The sequence below is a fragment of the Streptomyces sp. NPDC006296 genome (assembly GCF_040613235.1).
In the GTDB taxonomy this organism is placed as follows: domain Bacteria; phylum Actinomycetota; class Actinomycetes; order Streptomycetales; family Streptomycetaceae; genus Streptomyces.
Genome location: NZ_JBEXRT010000036.1, coordinates 15,110 through 31,216 on the forward strand (window position 1 = coordinate 15,110; position 16,107 = coordinate 31,216).

The 16,107-nt window shown below is 70.6% G+C and carries 20 protein-coding genes; 11 read left to right on the forward strand and 9 right to left on the reverse strand.

The window, feature by feature from the left end:
• Positions 1–546: 546 nt before the first annotated feature.
• Positions 547–924 (reverse strand): tetratricopeptide repeat protein, encoded by a 378-nt coding sequence (locus ABZ172_RS22970; protein WP_356885866.1) that lies wholly within the window; start codon positions 922–924, stop codon positions 547–549.
• Positions 925–1,044: 120 nt separating this feature from the next.
• Here ABZ172_RS22970 and ABZ172_RS22975 point away from each other — a divergent pair, with 120 nt between their 5' ends.
• Complete coding sequence (locus ABZ172_RS22975) at positions 1,045–2,010, forward strand: pirin family protein (RefSeq protein ID WP_356885868.1); 966 nt, start codon at positions 1,045–1,047, stop codon at positions 2,008–2,010.
• A gap of 31 nt (positions 2,011–2,041) precedes the next feature.
• Here ABZ172_RS22975 and ABZ172_RS22980 read toward each other — a convergent pair whose 3' ends face one another.
• Positions 2,042–2,167: a hypothetical protein gene (locus ABZ172_RS22980; protein WP_356885870.1), complete on the reverse strand. Its 126-nt coding sequence runs from the start codon at positions 2,165–2,167 to the stop codon at positions 2,042–2,044.
• A 221-nt stretch (positions 2,168–2,388) separates the two neighbouring features.
• Here ABZ172_RS22980 and ABZ172_RS22985 point away from each other — a divergent pair, with 221 nt between their 5' ends.
• Positions 2,389–3,300: a virginiamycin B lyase gene (locus tag ABZ172_RS22985; RefSeq protein WP_356885872.1), complete on the forward strand. Its 912-nt coding sequence runs from the start codon at positions 2,389–2,391 to the stop codon at positions 3,298–3,300.
• A 383-nt stretch (positions 3,301–3,683) separates the two neighbouring features.
• Positions 3,684–4,049 (forward strand): hypothetical protein, encoded by a 366-nt coding sequence (locus ABZ172_RS22990; RefSeq protein ID WP_356885874.1) that lies wholly within the window; start codon positions 3,684–3,686, stop codon positions 4,047–4,049.
• A 48-nt stretch (positions 4,050–4,097) separates the two neighbouring features.
• Here ABZ172_RS22990 and ABZ172_RS22995 read toward each other — a convergent pair whose 3' ends face one another.
• From ABZ172_RS22995 to ABZ172_RS23010, 4 genes are all read right to left on the reverse strand, one after another.
• Positions 4,098–4,862 (reverse strand): GNAT family N-acetyltransferase, encoded by a 765-nt coding sequence (locus tag ABZ172_RS22995; RefSeq protein WP_356885960.1) that lies wholly within the window; start codon positions 4,860–4,862, stop codon positions 4,098–4,100.
• A gap of 128 nt (positions 4,863–4,990) precedes the next feature.
• Positions 4,991–6,019, reverse strand: a complete 1,029-nt coding sequence (locus ABZ172_RS23000; protein WP_356885876.1) for a saccharopine dehydrogenase NADP-binding domain-containing protein — start codon at positions 6,017–6,019, stop codon at positions 4,991–4,993.
• Between the two features lie 150 nt (positions 6,020–6,169).
• Positions 6,170–7,150 (reverse strand): WYL domain-containing protein, encoded by a 981-nt coding sequence (locus tag ABZ172_RS23005; RefSeq protein ID WP_356885878.1) that lies wholly within the window; start codon positions 7,148–7,150, stop codon positions 6,170–6,172.
• A 116-nt stretch (positions 7,151–7,266) separates the two neighbouring features.
• The gene (locus ABZ172_RS23010; protein ID WP_356885880.1) at positions 7,267–8,106 is read right to left on the reverse strand and encodes a helix-turn-helix transcriptional regulator; all 840 of its coding nucleotides are present in this window, start codon (positions 8,104–8,106) and stop codon (positions 7,267–7,269) included.
• Between the two features lie 378 nt (positions 8,107–8,484).
• Between ABZ172_RS23010 and ABZ172_RS23015 the strand changes: the two genes are divergently transcribed.
• Positions 8,485–8,868, forward strand: coding sequence for a hypothetical protein (locus ABZ172_RS23015; RefSeq protein ID WP_356885882.1), 384 nt, complete (start codon positions 8,485–8,487; stop codon positions 8,866–8,868).
• Here the strand turns inward: ABZ172_RS23015 and ABZ172_RS23020 are convergent.
• Positions 8,865–9,050, reverse strand: coding sequence for a hypothetical protein (locus ABZ172_RS23020; RefSeq protein ID WP_356885884.1), 186 nt, complete (start codon positions 9,048–9,050; stop codon positions 8,865–8,867). The genes ABZ172_RS23015 and ABZ172_RS23020 overlap by 4 nt on opposite strands.
• Positions 9,051–9,486: 436 nt before the next feature.
• On the opposite strand from ABZ172_RS23020, the gene ABZ172_RS23025 reads away from it, so the two are divergent.
• From ABZ172_RS23025 to ABZ172_RS23055, 7 genes are all read left to right on the forward strand, one after another.
• Entirely contained in the window at positions 9,487–9,963 is a 477-nt protein-coding gene (locus tag ABZ172_RS23025) for a peroxiredoxin (protein ID WP_356885886.1), read from the forward strand.
• 289 nt (positions 9,964–10,252) lie between these two features.
• Entirely contained in the window at positions 10,253–10,708 is a 456-nt protein-coding gene (locus ABZ172_RS23030; protein WP_356885888.1) for a nuclear transport factor 2 family protein, read from the forward strand.
• 54 nt (positions 10,709–10,762) lie between these two features.
• On the forward strand, positions 10,763–11,674 hold the full coding sequence (locus tag ABZ172_RS23035; protein ID WP_356885890.1) for a helix-turn-helix transcriptional regulator: 912 nt from the start codon (positions 10,763–10,765) through the stop codon (positions 11,672–11,674).
• Positions 11,675–11,951: 277 nt separating this feature from the next.
• Complete coding sequence (locus ABZ172_RS23040) at positions 11,952–13,007, forward strand: aldo/keto reductase (RefSeq protein WP_356885892.1); 1,056 nt, start codon at positions 11,952–11,954, stop codon at positions 13,005–13,007.
• A 39-nt stretch (positions 13,008–13,046) separates the two neighbouring features.
• Positions 13,047–13,349: a hypothetical protein gene (locus ABZ172_RS23045; protein WP_356885894.1), complete on the forward strand. Its 303-nt coding sequence runs from the start codon at positions 13,047–13,049 to the stop codon at positions 13,347–13,349.
• 10 nt (positions 13,350–13,359) lie between these two features.
• On the forward strand, positions 13,360–14,472 hold the full coding sequence (locus tag ABZ172_RS23050; RefSeq protein WP_356885896.1) for a DNA alkylation repair protein: 1,113 nt from the start codon (positions 13,360–13,362) through the stop codon (positions 14,470–14,472).
• A 199-nt stretch (positions 14,473–14,671) separates the two neighbouring features.
• A complete protein-coding gene (locus ABZ172_RS23055; protein WP_356885898.1) occupies positions 14,672–15,040 on the forward strand; it encodes a hypothetical protein in 369 nt (122 codons plus the stop codon).
• 96 nt (positions 15,041–15,136) lie between these two features.
• Here the strand turns inward: ABZ172_RS23055 and ABZ172_RS23060 are convergent, their stop codons facing one another.
• Together ABZ172_RS23060 and ABZ172_RS23065 are read right to left on the reverse strand one after the other, a co-directional pair.
• Entirely contained in the window at positions 15,137–15,511 is a 375-nt protein-coding gene (locus ABZ172_RS23060) for a nuclear transport factor 2 family protein (protein ID WP_356885900.1), read from the reverse strand.
• A complete protein-coding gene (locus ABZ172_RS23065) occupies positions 15,508–16,005 on the reverse strand; it encodes a cupin domain-containing protein (protein WP_356885902.1) in 498 nt (165 codons plus the stop codon). Before ABZ172_RS23065 ends, ABZ172_RS23060 begins: the two co-directional genes overlap by 4 nt.
• Positions 16,006–16,107 lie beyond the last annotated feature (102 nt).

Below are 16,107 nucleotides of genomic sequence, written 5' to 3' on the forward strand. Positions count from 1 at the left end.
TCCTCTCCGGGATCGTGTGACCGGATACCGCGTCGTCGCAGCTGTTCGCGGCAGGGTCCGTTGCCGACCGGCAGGAACGGACGCAGCTGCTTCCGCTCGGCATCACTCGGATCATTCCGTCCCGTGCCCACGTCAACGGCCCGGGAACAGGGCAGTGACTTGAACCGCAAGAGAGGTTCTAACGACCCATAACCACTACGACGTACAGACACGCCACGACCGCGACCATGACCAGCGCAACCAAGACGATCAGTGAACAGCCCAGTGCTCCTACCGTCCCAGCGATCGCTGCCCAGCCGAACCGCGTTGCTCGTTCCGCCCGTTGGGTCGCATCGTTGCACTCGCTGTCGTCGTACCAGCCGCGATCGACCATGGTCACCCCCGGTCGAACCCTATAACTCGGCCATTGCAGCTCCCTGAATGCGACGGCACGGATCCTCCAGGGCCGGGATGGCACGATCCGGCCGGTCGGTCGACTGACCCACGGAGCGGGCGCGGGGAAGGGCGCTGCTGTGTCCGTCCCCGCGCCCGCTGCCGGTGGGTGTGTCACCCCTGCTTCCGCTGCTCCTGCGCGAGCAGCTCGGGCCCGAGGTCCCCGGCCATGGCGTGGACCATCCGCAGGTGCGTGTCGGCCTCCGACTGGCGGCCCTGGCGTTCGAGGGTGCGCCCGAGCATCAGCCGGGCGTAGTCCTCGACGGGGTTGCGATCCAGCACCTCACGCAGTTCCGCCTCGGCCTTGCCCAGCCGGGCCGAGTGGTAGTAGGCGCGCGCCAGCAGCAGCCTCGGGGCCACCTGCTCCGGAGTCTCCTGGACCAGCCCGCCGAGGATCCGCGCCGCGGTCAGGTACTCCTTCGCCTCGAAGAACAGCTGCGCCCGGTCCCAGCGCTCGGCCGGTGTACCGAACTCGTAGTAGGTGTCTTCCACTTCTCCTCCTCGGCCGGATTGCTTCCAGCCGCGTCAACACAGCGAGGTAGTTAAACATTCCACTAAATAATCGGCGTGGGGACCGGTGCTCCACGACCGTCCGGGAATAGGTTGTGCGCCATGAGCAATCTCGATCGCCAGGCCGCCGTCTCCGTCTGCGGAGGGCGTGGCTTCGTCGTCGCCGAGCCGGTCCGTGAGCTCCTCACCCCGCGCCATGTCCAGCTCGGTGAGTCCACCGAGGTGCGCAGGCTCCTTCCCAACCTCGGGCGGCGCATGGTCGGCGCCTGGGCCTTCGTGGACCACTACGGCCCCGACGACATCGCCGACGAGCCCGGGATGCAGGTCCCGCCGCACCCGCACATGGGTCTTCAGACGGTGAGCTGGCTCCACGAAGGGGAGGTCCTGCACCGTGACAGCCTGGGCAGCCTCCGGACGGTCGGGCCGCGCGAGCTGGGCCTGATGACGTCCGGCAGGGCGATCAGCCATTCCGAGGAGAGCCCGAAGCCGCACGCCGCCCTCCTGCACGGGGCGCAGCTCTGGGTGGCGCTGCCGGGATCCGACCGTCATACCGAGCCGCGGTTCGAGCACCACACCGATCTGCCCACCGTCACGGCACCGGGGCTCACCGCCACCGTGATCCTGGGGGAGCTCGACGGGGCGACGTCGCCGGGCACGGCCCACACCCCGATTGTCGGAGCCGATCTGGCCCTGAGCGCCGGTGCGGAGGCCCGGCTCCCGCTGGACCCCGACTTCGAGTACGCGGTGCTTGCGATGTCCGGCGAGGCGGAGGTCGACGGCGTCCCGGTCCTGCCCGGCTCGATGCTCTACCTCGGCTGCGGCCGCACCGCGCTGCCCCTGCGCGCCGCCTCCGACGCCGGTCTGATGCTGCTCGGCGGTGAGCCGTTCGAGGAGGAGATCGTCATGTGGTGGAACTTCGTCGGCCGGTCCCACGAAGAGATCGAGCAGGCCCGCCAGGACTGGATGACAGGCACCCGTTTCGGCGACGTGCACGGCTACGACGGAGCCCGGCTCCCCGCTCCCGCACTGCCGCCCGTTGCACTGAAACCGCGAGGAAGGGTGCGCTGACCTTCGCCGATGCGGCCATGCTCCAGTGTCCTCACCGGTCGTCCAGCTCGGTCGGCTGCTGGAAGGCGGACATCGACAAGGCGCTGGGAGGCAGGACGACCTGGCACTCGGTTCCGAACAGCGCGATCAGAGCCGAGCGGTGGATCCGTGCAGCCACCGACCGGCTTGTCGCCGGGCAGATCCCGTTCGGCGCGGCCTGCGACGTCAGGACTCTCGCCCGAGAGGCCGGGATTACCGCGCTGCCGGTGCAGTGATCGGTGATGTCCGGCTCTGTGCGGCTGCTGCCGCAGGACCGGAATATCCGGGGGCGTGGGCGCTGTGCGCACGGATAGCATCCGGAGCCGCACGTCCACGGTTCACCGATCAAGGAATCCGCCGATGCCGATGCCGATGCCGATGCGTCCACCCGTCACGATCGCCGAGTTTCCCGTCTCCGACCGTGGGGCCGGACCCTACGGAATCACTGCCGGACCGGACGGCGCACTGTGGTTCACCATGGTCCACCACGGGCGAATCGGCCGCATCACGCCCGATGGCGACGTCACCTCCTTTCCGCTCGAACCGGCTTCCGGTGGACCGTCGATCATCACCGCAGGGCCCGACGACGCCCTGTGGTTCACCGAGTTCCGCAGCCACCGGATCGGCCGCATCACCACGACCGGCACCATCACGTCGTTCCCGCTGCCGACGGAGGATGCCGGACCGTTCGGCATCGCTGCCGGCCCCGATGGCGCCCTGTGGTTCACCGAGGCCCACGCTGACCGCATCGGCCGCATCACGCCTGACGGACAGGTCACCGAGTTCCCTCTCCCGCTTTCGGGCGCCTTCCCGTCAGCCATCGCCACCGGCCCGGACGGTCGACTGTGGTTCACGATGAACCAGGCGAACGCGATCGGTGTCATCGGGAGCGACGGCGACGTCAGCGTCCACCCGTTGCCCACACCGGCCTGCGCACCGGTCGGCATCACGGCCGGCAGCGACGGCGCCATGTGGTTCGTCGAGATCGGCACAGGGCGGATCGGACGGATCACGCCGGACGGGAAGCTCGGCGAGTTCGCCCTGCCCGATCCTGCGTCACGCCCGCACGCCATTGCCGCTGACGCCGACGGAGACTGCTGGTTCACCGAATGGGGAGCCAACCGCATCGGCCGGATCACCCCCGACGGCCGTATCGACGAACACGACCTTCCCGGCCCGGCCTCGGAACCCCACGGCATCGCCCTGGGGCCGGACGGTGCGATGTGGAGCGCTCTGGAGACCGGAACGATCGCCCGCCTCACCGCGCCGTGAGCTGGAATGCCGCCAGGGTTTCCAGCCCGGACCGTCATCCCCAGGAGTGCACGTCCGTGGCGACCTTGACGCCCGCCGGCCGAGACGCACGAGCGGAGCCTCGGACTGACGGCGGTCGTCGGCTTCCCTTCGGAAGCGGGACACCGAAGAAGGCGGACACGGCCTTCGCCGCGTCGATCCGGTGATCGCAGAGAGCCGGCTGGAGGTGCCCCGCGCTCGGCGGCGCTGCCGGAACTGATCCCGGCTCGGCGGCGCGGCTCGCCGAGCGGCGCGCCGTCCTCATGGAAGCGGTACGCCCCGTCACCCCGCTCGCACCGCGGTTCAACAGGACGGCGCGGACGACTGACGGCAGAAGCCGGTCAGCGCTGTACGGGGCGTCCGCCGTGCGCGAGCCCGTGCTGGAGAGCGTACGTGTGCCCCGCCTCGGGCCGGGCCGGCCGCGTGTCCGCCCCGACCGGGTCCGTGCGGACACGGCGTACGCCTCCCGCAAGAACTGCGGCTACCTGCGCCGCCGCGGCATCCGCTGCACCCTTCCGGACAAGGCCGGCCAGGCACGCAACCGCAAGAGACTCGGTTCCCTCGGGGGTCGGCCGCCCGGGTTCAACGCCGAGGGCTACAAGGCTCGGCATGCCGTCGAGTGCTGCATCAACCGCCTCAAAAGGAACCGGGCCGTGGCCACGGGACACGACAAGCTCGCGGGCCGCTACGAGGCCACTGTCCTCGTAGCGGCCATCGATGAATGGCTGTGACCAGCTCAATCAGAGGCGACGGACGGACGTCCGTGGAGTCGTGGAGGTTCAGGTGTTGATGGCGTGTTCGGTGAACTGGCCGCAGGCGCGGAACCCCAGGCGGCGGTACACGGACTCGCCGTCGGCCGATGCCTGCAGGACCGCGATGCCATGGTCTCGCTCGCGGGCAGCGTGAAGGGCCGCGAGCGTGATGGCTCCGCCGTAGCCGCGCCGGCGGTGGGTGGCCAGAGTGGAGATGTTGTAGACGCCGGCGACTCCGGCGTGGTGGAACACCTCGGCGGAGCAGACCGGACGGTTCTCCACGTAGCCCACCAGGTACCGGGCCGGGCAGGTCGCGGCCAGCGCCTGGGAAGCAGCCCGGGCGAAGAAGTCGCGGACGGTTTCGGCGGGTGGGTTCCAGTTCGCGGCGAGGACCGTGGCGTAGTCGGCGAGCTGCTCGGGCGTGGTCACCGTCCGGATGTCGAGACCCGGGACAGAGGGAATCGGCAGGGTGTCGTCCAGCTCGGCCCACATGGCCGTCTCACCCTCGGACACCGGCAGGCCAGCTGCTGTCAGGCGGGTGGTGAGGTCTGTCGGTGTCGAGGCAGGTCCCACCCACCAGGAGAAACTGCGGCCGGTACCGGCCAGCGTCCCGACGGTCTCGGAGATACGGGCCGCGGCGTCGTCGGCGGTGAAGCGGGCCGCGGCGACGATGTTGAACGTGTCGTCGTCCAGTCCGCTGTCCGCGACCAGGAGGTCGCCGGGCTCCGTGACGGTCGCACCGGACATGCTCCGGTGCAGATGGCAGGCGTGTTCCGCCAGGTTCCGTTCCATCCTGTCCGTCAAGTCGGCTGCATCGGGAAAGTGATCATTCATAGGGATCGATACCAGCACGACCGGGCGAAGACCGCATGTCATTTCCGGCGGTGCCACGCCGACGACCAGCACCTTCCAGACACGCCCTAGAGGTCCTTGATCTGTGTGTCGGCGATCGCGAGGGCGATCTCGGGGCCGTAGGCGGAGGAAGGCGACTGGAACCCCGGCGTGAAGGAGCCGGCCAGGACGCGACGTGCGATCTCCACGGAGGAGAGCTGGGTGAACCGGTAGCCGGTGGGTGTGTCGATGAGGGAGCGGGCCACGCTGCCGTCCCGGCCGGTCACTTCGGCGACGACCTTGCTGCGGCCCACTTCCCGTTCTTCGGCGGTGGGTCCGTCGGGCAGTGCGGAGAGGTCGAGGTCGATGGGCAGCGGCTGCCCGGCCTGCACGTAGACCTCGATCGAGGGGATGCCGGTGGCGAAGTGGCTGGTGATCAGGTCGCCCATGGACGCGGACACGGCTTTCTCGGGGCCGTCGTCGCCGAAGTCGAAGGAAGCGGTCCTCGGTTCCGGCAGCGCGACGATGTCCCCGTCGGTGCGGACGAGCACTCCCAGGTCACCGATGCCCTCGGTCGCGCTGACGATGGATCCGCGGGAGAAGAGGTTCAGGCCTTCCGCTTCCTCGGGGCTGGCGCTGAGGAGTTTGAGGGCGAGGCGAAGACGTACGGGGTCCGTGACGCGCGCGGCGGTGTGGGTGGCGATGCTGTCGCTCGGGACGACGTCCCACCCGGCGCCGGACATCAGCATCACGCCGGCCGTCCGGGCCTCGGTGTCCCGGGAGTGCGCGGCGGCGAAGATGTCGTACTCGGCGGTGGTGTCGAGGTAGTGCACGCCGGCGTCGATACCGGCATCCATCAGTGGGCGCGCGGTGTGGCGGAAGGGGCCGGCGACGTTCAGGACCACGGTGATGTCGTCGAGCGCGGCACGCAGGATCTCGGGGTCGTCGAGCGCGAACGTGCGGCTCTCGACGCCGAGTTCGTCCCCCAGCGCCGTGACGCGCTCCCGGTTGCGGCCTGCGACGACGACGTCGAGGCCCGACTCCTTGGCATGTTCCGCGACGAGCTTGCCGGTGTAGCCGGTGGCTCCGTAGACGAGCAGGCGGGGGGTGGCGGGCATGGTGTGCTCCTGTGGGAAGAACGCTGAAGGGAAGGACCCGGCCGAGCGCTTCGACGCTCTGCAGCGGGGGCCTCGTATGCAGCCTAGGAGCAGATCCGGACAGCTTCGGTCCTGGTTTTCCGCGGGTCGATGGATTCGCCCGGCGGGTCGTTACGGCGTTTCGCCGGGGCCCGGACGGGACACTTCGTTGCCGCGGTAGAGGACGTCGAGGCGGGCGAGCAGAGCTTCGCGGACGGAGTCGGGGGACAGCACCTCCAGCGGTGTGCGCAGGCTGAGCAGGTAGCCGGCGAGTTGGTCGGGTTCGGATCCGCCGATGGTGATGAGGGTGTGGTCCGGCCCGTCGGGTTCGTGGGTGGCGACGATCGGGGCCACCAGACGACGGGAGTCGTCGAAGGACAGCGGGAGCCGCACGCGGGCGAAGAAGGGGTAGCCGGTGCGGGTGATGGTGTCGGAGACCAGCTGGGCCGCATCCGGGGCGTCGCCCAGGTCGACCGCCTCGCCGGTGGACTCGACGTCGACCACCCGGTCGGCACGGAAGGTCCGCCAGGTGGCATGTTCGACGTCGCGGGCCACGAAGTACCAGTGGACGCCGGTGTGGACCAGGCGGTACGGGTCGACGCACCGGACCGTGGTGGTGCCCTGTGCGTCGCGGTAGGTCAGCGTGGCGCGCTCGGACGCCCGGCACAGGGAGGCCAGTAGCAACAGCACATCCGCCGGGGCCCTCGGGGTCTCGCAGCGTGCGGTGTGTTCGACGGTCGCGTCCAGGCTCTCCAGACGCTTCGCCATCCGGGCGGGCAGGATCTGACGCAGCTTCAGCAGGGCTGACAGGGCAGCCGGATCGGCGCCGAGTGCCGCGCCCTGCGCCGCCTCCCGCAGCGCCATGGCCACGGCGAACACCTCGTCGTCGTCCAGGTTCAGCGGTGGCATCCGGTTGCCCGCGCCGAAGCGGTATCCGCCGCCGGGGCCCGGGACCGACTCGACGCCGTAGCCGAGCTCGCGCAGCCGGTCGATGTCCCGGCGTACCGTGCGCTCGGTGACGTCCAGGTGCCGGGCCAGCTCCGCGTTCGTCCAGGTGGGCCTGGACGAGAGCAGGGAGACCAGGCGCAGCAGCCGGGCGGATGTAGTGATCACGGAACGAACCTACTCGGGTGCCAGGGGTGCCAGGGGTGCCAAGGGTGCCGCGATTGCCTGCAGCCTGCGCTCGGGACGGCAGGCCGCAGTCCCGGCGGTCCCGTGCGGGTGGGGCGTCATGCCGTGCTCGCGCCCTGCCCGGCCGGTGTCCTGAGGGATTCGATGGCCGCGGCGCTGGCGCTGCCGGGCTCGGGGACGCCGACCAGGAGCTGCTGCCCGGGGGCGTCGTGGACGTCGAAGGTCTGGTAGGTCAGTTCCACGCGGCCGATCTCGGGGAGCACGAACACCTTGAACGCACGAGCCATGTTCTCCACTGCGTTGTCCTGCCACAGTTCCCGGAACTCCGCTGATGTCGCGGACAGTTCGGACACGAGATCGGTGATGGCCGGGCCGTCGGGAAACCGGCCCGCGTGCAGTCGCAGGGCCTGCACGGTGGCGCGCGCTACCGTCGGCCATTCGACGAAGACCTCGCGCGCACGGGGGTGGTGGAACAGCACGCGGACCATGTTCGAGGTGCCGTCGAAGGGGGCGAGGAGCACCGCGGCGACGGCGTTCTTCGCCAGGATGTCGAAGGCGGGGCTCAGCACGTAGGCGGCGGCCGCGGGGAAGGCGTCCAGCAGGTGCAGCAGGGAGGGGTGGACCAGGTCGCGGTCCGCGGCCGAGGTGAGCGCCGGGTGCAGGCCCGCCAGCCGGAAGAGGTGGGTGCGCGCATCCGGCGTCAGCCGCATGGCCCGCCCGACGGCGTCGATGACCTGCGGGGACGGATTGCGTTCACGCCCCTGCTCCAGGCGCGCGTAGTAGTCGGCGCTCACCCCGGCCAGGACGGCTACTTCCTCCCGGCGCAGACCCTTCACCCGGCGGCTGCCGCCACCGGCCGGCAGGCCGACGTCGGTCGGCTCGGTGCGGGCACGGTTCGCCCGTAGGAAGGCGCCGAGTTCGTTCTGCGCTTGCTGCATATTCCGACCTACTGACTGGTGGGCGAACGGCGGAAAGGGGCGACGGCGCGGCCGGTGCTGTCGGGCTCTGCGCCCTTCCGCCCAGGAGCCCGGTACGGGCCGGAGGCGCTGCCGCAGGGGAGCGGGACGCGTTCACCACCCCCACTGTACGGGAACGATCGTTCTTCCCCGAGTGTGCCCCGTGTCGCCCGGTCCCGACCGCCCTGCGCCATCTGCCGGAACGGCGGTCTGCGGTCAGGTGTGCGGAGCGGCCTCTCCCGGGCCGCTCGTCACGTTGACCGCCGGGGCGGTGCGCGCTACGGTCCAGTTCGGAGAGAACGTTCTGTCTCGTATGGGCTGTGAGCTTCCTCCTGCCATTGATGCGAAGAAGGCGCCCCCATGTCCTGTCACCACAGCCGGCCCGCGCGCCGTTCGCGTCGGGCTCCGGCCGCTCGTGACGCCGCCGCCCTGGCCGGCGCCGCGGTGCCGGTTCTCGCCGGCGGCGCGTCCGGTGCGGGGCCGGAGACCGCTTCGGTTGCCGGCACCGCACCGTACGCGGCCGCCGAGCCGACCGAGGAGCTCGTGCACGGCGCCCGGGCCGGCTCCTCCGGCTGGGCCCCGGCGACCGACCGGCTGCAGACCCAGGGCTGTTCTGTGCAGGTGCCCGCCGACCCCCTGCGCGGGCTCGCCCCGTACGCCGCCCACGTCAAGAGCCGCATCGAGAGCATCGACGACCCCGTGGTCCCGGTCGGACACGCCTGCGACAGCACGGTCATCAGCTAGTCGGCCGCCCAGGAATCCCACATGAAGGCACTGGTCCACGTCGCCGCGTTCGCCCCGGCCAAGGGCGTGACGCCGGGCGCCCCGGCCGCCAGGGCTCCGGGCTCCCGCCCCGCCCCCGACGCGCTGAACCCCGTCTCCTCGGACGTGGGCCACGGCGCGAGCGGCATGGACGTGTCCATCACGCCCGACACCTACCGCGACGTGTCCGCCGGTTCCCTGTCCGCGCGCAGGGCCAGCAGCCCTGCCGCCGTGCAGCGGCCGACTGCTGCCGCGGCCCCGGAAGAGGCCGTCACCGATGTCGCCCGGCGGGGCATCCCCTCCTGGTACCCGGCGCCGCCAGGACCGCGCCCTGCCCCCGGTCGCCCAGCGCTTCATGGCCGAGCGCGACCGTGTGCACATCACCGGGGCCAACGCGCCGCACGCCGCCGTGCTCACCCGCCACGACACGGTGACCGGCGTGATCCGGCATGCCGACACGGCTCCCCGCCGACCGACGGAAGACCGCTCACGCAACCCCACTGCCCCTCCGCCCACTCACATCCCGTACCTCGAACCACCGCCACACGGCCCGTCCGGGCGATCCGTACGCGTCGTGTGACCCCGAACAAGGAGACACCTATGGCCGGCCCGATCGCCACAGGCAACCTGGCACCTGAATTCGGCCTCCTCGGAGGCGTGCTGAAGGGAGACGAGTTCACCCGGGAGACCTATACGTTCACCACCGCGCGCCAGCACCCTCTGGTGCTCGCCTTCTATCCCCAGGACAGCTCAGGTGTCTGCACCAAGCAGTTGTGCTCCTACTCCAGCGGTCTTGAGCAGTTCACCGATCTGGGCGCGGAGGTCTGGGGCATCAGCCCTCAAGGCGTCGACAGCCACGAGGAGTTCGCCCGCAACAACGACCTCCGTCTGCCCCTGCTCAGCGACCCGGATCGTGAGGTGGCCAGGCTGTTCGGCATCGCGGTGCCCGGCGTCGGCGTGCGCCGCTCGGTGTTCCTGATCGCCCCCGGCGGACGGATCGCCTGGAAGCACACGGCACTCGTCGGACTCACCTACCAGCCGGTGGAGAGGCTCACCGCCGAACTCGCCCTCCTCTGAACCACCTACCGGGAAAACCGGCCACGCCCCCGCCGCGCTGTCACGGGCCCACCGTCCCTGCGCGGCGGGGGCGCCTCTGCTCCGGAGGTGCCGAGCGCGCGGCACCGAGGGCTCAGAGGTCCCGCTCCCTCCCGCGGCCCGCGATGCGCTGATCAAGCCCGGCCGGACCGCTGAGCCTGGGTGTGGCACACCCAGGCTCACACGTCCTTCCTGGCCCGGCGCAGCGGAGAGAGACTCAGGGTGCCCGCCCGGACGGGGCAGGCACGATCTCCGCTGAAAGGCCACTGCCATGTCTTCTGTCTCCCTCTCCAGCGCACGGCAGATCGAGAACCTCATCGCCCGGTACTCACACCTCGTGGACGAGGGCGACTTCGCAGGATTCGGCGCACTCTTCGACGAGGCCGACTTCGTCTCCGGTGAGGTGAGTCTCCGTGGTGCGAAGGCCATCGAGGACCTGATCGGATCGATGCTCGTCGTCCACGACGACGGGACGCTGCGCACCCGGCACATCACCACGAACATCCTCATCGAGGTGGACGAGGACGACGGCAGTGCCGTCGCGCGCTCCTACTACAACATCCTCCAGTCGGTGCCCGGCCTCCTGCCGCTGCAGATGGTGGCGGGCGGCCGGTACCACGACCGCTTCGCGCGGCGCGACGGCACGTGGTCCTTCACCCGGCGGGAGGTCACCATCGACTTCACCGGCGACACCCGCTACCACCTCAAGGCACAGCCCGCCGCCTGATGCCCGTCGGCGGGCCCGCCCGGTCGGGGTGCGCCGCGCCGGGAAGGAACGCAGATGCGCATGCAGGTACCGGCCACGCCGCCCCCGGGCTCCGTGCGCACCGGCGGCAACGGCGCGCGGTCACCGGGCAACCCGCTGGGGGAGTTCCTGCGGACCTCGCGCTCCCGGCTGATGCCCGCGGACGTCGGTCTCGGTGCCGGCGGTCGCACCCGCCGGGTCCGGGGACTGCGCCGGCAGGAGGTGTCCGTCCTGTCGGGAGTCAGCGCCGACCGCTACAGCCGGCTTGAGCAGGGCCGCGAACGGAATCCCACGCCCCGGACGGTCGAAGCCCTCGGCCGGGCCCTGCAACTGGCGCCGGACGCGCGCGCCCACTTGTTCCGTCTCGCCGGACTCAACCCGAATCTGCGCCCCGACAGCACACGCGAGCGAGTGCCACCACCCTTCCTCCGGATGCTGGCGACATCCCCTCGGGCAGCGGCCTATGTGCTGAGCCCGTGCTTCGACATCCTGGCGGCCAACGCCCCGGCACAGGCCCTGCTGGCCCCCCTCACCGACGGTGCCGAGAGCGACGGCCGCGAACCGAACCTGATCCGGACCCTGTTCACCCGTCCGCAGGCCAAGACCTACTTCGCCCAGTGGCCCCTGGCCGTGACCGCCTCCCTGCACGCCTTGCGCCGCAATGCCCTTGCGCTGCCGGACGACGCGGAGATCGGGGACCTCCTTGCTGAACTGTCGCCCCGAGGGACCGACGTCACCAGCCCCTGCGTGCGCGACGCGGCAACCGCACTCGATCGCGCGTACGGGACCGTCGTCCACCCCGCTGCCGGGCGCATCGAGCTCAGCTACCGCATCGTCAGCACACCGGCCGCCCCGGGGCAGCGACTGCTGATCGGAACCCCCGCTCCGGGCGGCCGCAGCGCCCAGGCCCTCACCTACCTCACGGCCATGGGCCCACCGCACGCCTGACAGCCGTACACCCCCCACTCGTACCACGCCGCACAGGCACCACGGAAAGAGATCAGCATGAGGCCGGGGCCGGCCCGCCCCAGGCCGGGCGCGACACCGCGGGAAGCCGGCCACCCGAACGTCCCAGCGGTGCAGGGGGGTGTTCCCACAGGTCCGGACCCTTGCCCGGGTGCGGGACACCCACCCTCACACAGCCTCCCTCTTCACCGCCCCGTCAGCGAGGGTGGTGCCCGCACCCCACCGCTCACCCCTCTTCAAGAACCCGAGAAGGAACATCATGTCTCTCACCTCGTACCGCACCCTCGGCCGCTCCGGTCTGCGCGTCAGCCCCCTGGCCTTCGGCGCGATGAACTTCGACGACGGCAGCTGGGGCTCCGCCCCCGAAGCCTCGTTCGCGCTCCTCGACCACTACCGCGACGCCGGCGGCAACTTCGTCGACACCGCCAACATGTACAACAAGGGCGCATCCGAGGAGACCCTGGGCCGCTACTTCGGCCGGCGTCCCGGAGCCCGCGACCGCGTCGTCCTGGCGACGAAGTTCGGCGGCAGCATGGCGGCCGACGACCCGAACTCCGGCGGAGCCGGCCGCAAGGCGATCCGCGCCCAGCTCGACGCCTCCCTGCGCCGCTTGAACACCGACTACATCGACCTGTACTGGATGCACCAGTGGGACCGGCACACCCCGATGGAAGAGACCCTCTCCACCCTGACCGACCTGGTCCGCGCCGGGAAGATCCACGCCATCGGGCTGTCCAACGTGCCGGCCTGGTGGGTGGCGGAGGCCGCCACCACCGCCCGGCTGCGCGACTGGGAGGCCATCGCCGCCCTCCAGGTGGAGTACTCCCTGCTCGCCCGCGGCGTGGAGGGGGAGACCTTCGGCGCCGCCCGCCGCTTCGGACTCGGCATCACACCGTGGAGCCCGCTGGCCAGCGGCACCCTGTCCGGCAAGTACTCCCGCACCGCCACCGAGGTCGCCGGTTCCGGGCGCACCGCCTACGCCGCCGCCTACCTGAGCGAATCCACCTTCACCCTCCTCGACGCCCTCGAAGAGATCGCCCAGAACCTCGGCACGACCGTCGCCGCCGTGGCGCTCGCCTGGGTCCGCCTGCGCTCCGAGGTGACCTCCACACTCATCGGCGCCCGTACACACGAGCAGCTGGTCGCCAACCTGGCCTCAGCGGACGTCACGCTCTCCGAAGAGAACATCACCGCACTCGACAAGCTCACGGCGCCGAGCCTCGACTACCCGCACCGGATGATCGAGTCCATGGTCGGTTTCCAGCAGGGCGACACCACCATCAACGGCCTGACCGCCGAGGCCTTCGTCCGCTGACCCGCCGAACGACACCGCGCGACGAGAACGGAACACATCATGGCCGAGACACTCGAAATCACCACCCTGCGCCCCGCCGCGGGCCACACCGTCCAGGACTTCGTCGAGGCGAACGCCGACATCAACGCCTACCTCCGACGCCGGCCCGGATTCCTCTGGCGACGTATGGTCGAGACCGACGACGGACGCATCATCGACATCGTCGCCTACGACAGCCTGCTCCACGCCCGTGCCGGCGCGGCCGGCATCACCGGCGAGATGGCGGACTCCCCCGTGCACGCCACGATCGACCACGACAGCGTCGACTGGCAGATCACCACCGCGCTGCAGTACCTCAGGTGAGGACACACCCATGCCCTTCGCCGACGAACTCATCGGTCGCCACACCGTCCGGAGTCTCACCCGCACGATCCGGGCCGCCGCCCCGCAGGCCGCTCTCACGGCACTGCGCGCGGCGCCCCGGCAGATCGACGCACTGTCCCTCCGCGAGCGTGCCGATCTGCTGCGCGATGCCCTGCTCGCGGACCTTCCGGGTGACTACGCCGATCTGGCGGGCACCGTCCGCATCGCCCGCGAGGACGCGCAGTTCACCGGCTGGCTGATCTGGCCGGTCACCAGCGCCCTGGCCACCCGCGCCGTCCAGGAGGACGAACCGGCGGCCTTCGACGACGCGATGGAACTGCTCGCGAGCCTCACCGGGCGTCTGTCCTCGGAGTTCGCCGTCCGGACCCTGCTCCGCCACGACCTCGACCGGGCCCTCGGCATCATCACCGGCGGCTGGACCGGCTCGCCCGAAGCCGACGTGCGCAGGCTCGCCTCCGAAGGCACCCGTCCCTACCTTCCCTGGTCGGTACGGGTGCCGGACATCCTCGCGCGCCCCGCAGCGACCGTCCCGATCCTGGACGCCCTCTACCGCGACGAGAGCGAGTACGTGCGCCGCTCGGTCGCCAACCACCTCAACGACCTCAGCCGCGACCACCCCGAGATCGTCCTCGACACGGCCCGCCGCTGGCTGGACCATCCCGAGGCCACCACCGAGCGCCTGGTGCGCCACGGGCTGCGCACCCTCGTCAAGCGCGGCCACCCCGGAGCCCTGGAACTGCTCGGCTTCGCCTCCGCGGCCCTGGAGGTCGACGGGCCCCGTCTGGACAGAGACACCGTCCCGTTCGGCGGAACGGTCCGCTTCACCGCGTCCATCCGCAACATCGGCGATGTGCAGGCCCGCCTCGCGATCGACTACGTCGTGCACCACCGCAAGGCCAACGGAACACAGAGCGGCAAGACCTTCAAACTCACCACCCGCACCCTCACACCGGGCGAACAGATCCAGGTCACCCGGGAGCACTCGTTCCGGCCGATCACGACACGCCGCTATTACCCCGGACAGCACGCGATCTCCCTGCAGATCAACGGAGTCGAGTCCGACCGCGCCGCATTCGAACTGAGCGCCGAGCCCACCCGCTGACGCGGCGAACCGGAGGTGCGGGCGAGCGGTCCGACCAGAATCCCGCCGGCCCGCCGGCCGGTCAGCCCGCCGGCGCACGGCGAACGTCACCCGTCTGCCGACCGACCCCGACCATGGCGGCGACCAACCAGGACCAAAAACGTCCGCATCTGCCTCTAGCGTCATGGATGACGTACACAACCACCCGAGAGGAAGCACCATGAACCACACACCTGCTCACGACGACCGGGCCGGACTCGTCGAGGCCGACGACAAGGCCCTCGAGGTCCGGGCCCTGTACGAGAAGATCGAACAGCGCGTGCTGGGCCGGACCTGGACACTGCCGGAACTCGCGCTCGGATTCACCCAGGACGCCGCGTACGTGGGTCGTCTGGTGCTGGCCGCCGAACACACCTGGGGCATCGACGGTGACGTGGATGCCGAACTGCGGCACAAGCTCGCCGAATGCCTCTGGTGGGTCTTCGTGCTGGCCGACCGGCTCGACGTCGACATGCCGGAGGCCTACGCGGCCACCATGGACAAGATCGGCTCCGGTCTGCAGCAGACCCTGCGCGGCATGGGCGCCTGAGCGCCGTCGGGCGCGGCCCTGATCCGCCCGACGGCGCCCGCTTTGCCGACCTCCTGTGCCCCCGTTCGCAGGGATGAGGGCGAGCCGGCCGTCGGCTCAACTGGTCGGGCCCTCGGGGATGTAGTGGGCGTACGCCTCGATGCGGGTGATCAGTCCGGCATCGTCGAAGGCGAAGTGGACCGCGGCGTGCACCCCGCCGCGCTCGCCGGTCTTCGTGATGACGCGGACCACGTGCTGCTGGAGCACTCCGCCGGGCCGGGAGAACCGACGGATGATGTCGTAGTGGATCGATCGGTAGAGGCCGATCTGCTTCTTCAGCCCCTCGAAGTACTGCTCAAGCGTTTCGTCGCCCTTGCCGTCGTTGTGCCAGACGGTGGCGGTCCCGTCGCACAGGGCGCGTGCGGCTGCCCAGTCGGCCTGCTCCAGCGCCTGAAGGTAGGCGAGAACCTTGTTCTCGAGGTCGTTGCTCATGGTGTCCTCTCCTGGCTGTGGTCCGGGTCCTGGGCGGGGGGAGGGTTGTCGTGGTTGACGATCCCGTAGGCCGACGCGAGGTCGGTGTGCTCGGCGTCGGCTCGCGCGTCGGCGGGCCCCACCGCGTGGAAGAGGCCTTCGATGGCCCCGGGGTTGTTGATGACGAGGACCTCTGCGGTCGGTGTGATGGTCTGGAAGGTGTGGGGGACCAGTCGCGACACGTGGATGTAGGCGCCCGGTTCGGCGTCGTGCACCTCGCACGCGTCGAGTGAGGTCGATCCGACCCAGAACCGGACGCGGCCGGAGAGGACCACCCAGCTCTCGTCCTCCCGGCTGTGGGTGTGCAGTGGGGGCGCGTCCGCGCGGCCCACGGTCAGTCGCATGACGCTGACTGCTCCACCGGTCTCGGCGTTGGTCGCCACCTGCTCGATGACGTTGTCGTAGTAGCGGAAGTCCTGGCCGTCGCCCGGGTTGCGCACGAGAGCGATGCTCATGTCTCTGCCTCCTCACGAGCCGGTCCCCCAGGGGAGGCCGGCTCGTCGTCGATGTGATGGGTGCGGGGAGTCGTCCGCCGGCGGCACCGCGGTGCCGCCGGC

What these genes read in the sequence shown, in the direction of transcription:
- ABZ172_RS23065 (WP_356885902.1), bottom strand. Translation starts at nt 16,005, where the DNA reads ATGAGCATCGCTCTCGTGCGCAACCCGGGCGACGGCCAGGACTTCCGC.
- ABZ172_RS22985 (WP_356885872.1), top strand. Translation starts at nt 2,389, where the DNA reads ATGCCGATGCCGATGCCGATGCGTCCACCCGTCACGATCGCCGAGTTT.
- ABZ172_RS23015 (WP_356885882.1), top strand. Translation starts at nt 8,485, where the DNA reads ATGTCCTGTCACCACAGCCGGCCCGCGCGCCGTTCGCGTCGGGCTCCG.
- ABZ172_RS22975 (WP_356885868.1), top strand. Translation starts at nt 1,045, where the DNA reads ATGAGCAATCTCGATCGCCAGGCCGCCGTCTCCGTCTGCGGAGGGCGT.
- ABZ172_RS23060 (WP_356885900.1), bottom strand. Translation starts at nt 15,511, where the DNA reads ATGAGCAACGACCTCGAGAACAAGGTTCTCGCCTACCTTCAGGCGCTG.
- ABZ172_RS23045 (WP_356885894.1), top strand. Translation starts at nt 13,047, where the DNA reads ATGGCCGAGACACTCGAAATCACCACCCTGCGCCCCGCCGCGGGCCAC.
- ABZ172_RS23035 (WP_356885890.1), top strand. Translation starts at nt 10,763, where the DNA reads ATGCGCATGCAGGTACCGGCCACGCCGCCCCCGGGCTCCGTGCGCACC.
- ABZ172_RS23040 (WP_356885892.1), top strand. Translation starts at nt 11,952, where the DNA reads ATGTCTCTCACCTCGTACCGCACCCTCGGCCGCTCCGGTCTGCGCGTC.
- ABZ172_RS23010 (WP_356885880.1), bottom strand. Translation starts at nt 8,106, where the DNA reads ATGCAGCAAGCGCAGAACGAACTCGGCGCCTTCCTACGGGCGAACCGT.
- ABZ172_RS23030 (WP_356885888.1), top strand. Translation starts at nt 10,253, where the DNA reads ATGTCTTCTGTCTCCCTCTCCAGCGCACGGCAGATCGAGAACCTCATC.
- ABZ172_RS23055 (WP_356885898.1), top strand. Translation starts at nt 14,672, where the DNA reads ATGAACCACACACCTGCTCACGACGACCGGGCCGGACTCGTCGAGGCC.
- ABZ172_RS23050 (WP_356885896.1), top strand. Translation starts at nt 13,360, where the DNA reads ATGCCCTTCGCCGACGAACTCATCGGTCGCCACACCGTCCGGAGTCTC.
- ABZ172_RS23025 (WP_356885886.1), top strand. Translation starts at nt 9,487, where the DNA reads ATGGCCGGCCCGATCGCCACAGGCAACCTGGCACCTGAATTCGGCCTC.
- ABZ172_RS23000 (WP_356885876.1), bottom strand. Translation starts at nt 6,019, where the DNA reads ATGCCCGCCACCCCCCGCCTGCTCGTCTACGGAGCCACCGGCTACACC.
- ABZ172_RS22995 (WP_356885960.1), bottom strand. Translation starts at nt 4,862, where the DNA reads ATGGAACGGAACCTGGCGGAACACGCCTGCCATCTGCACCGGAGCATG.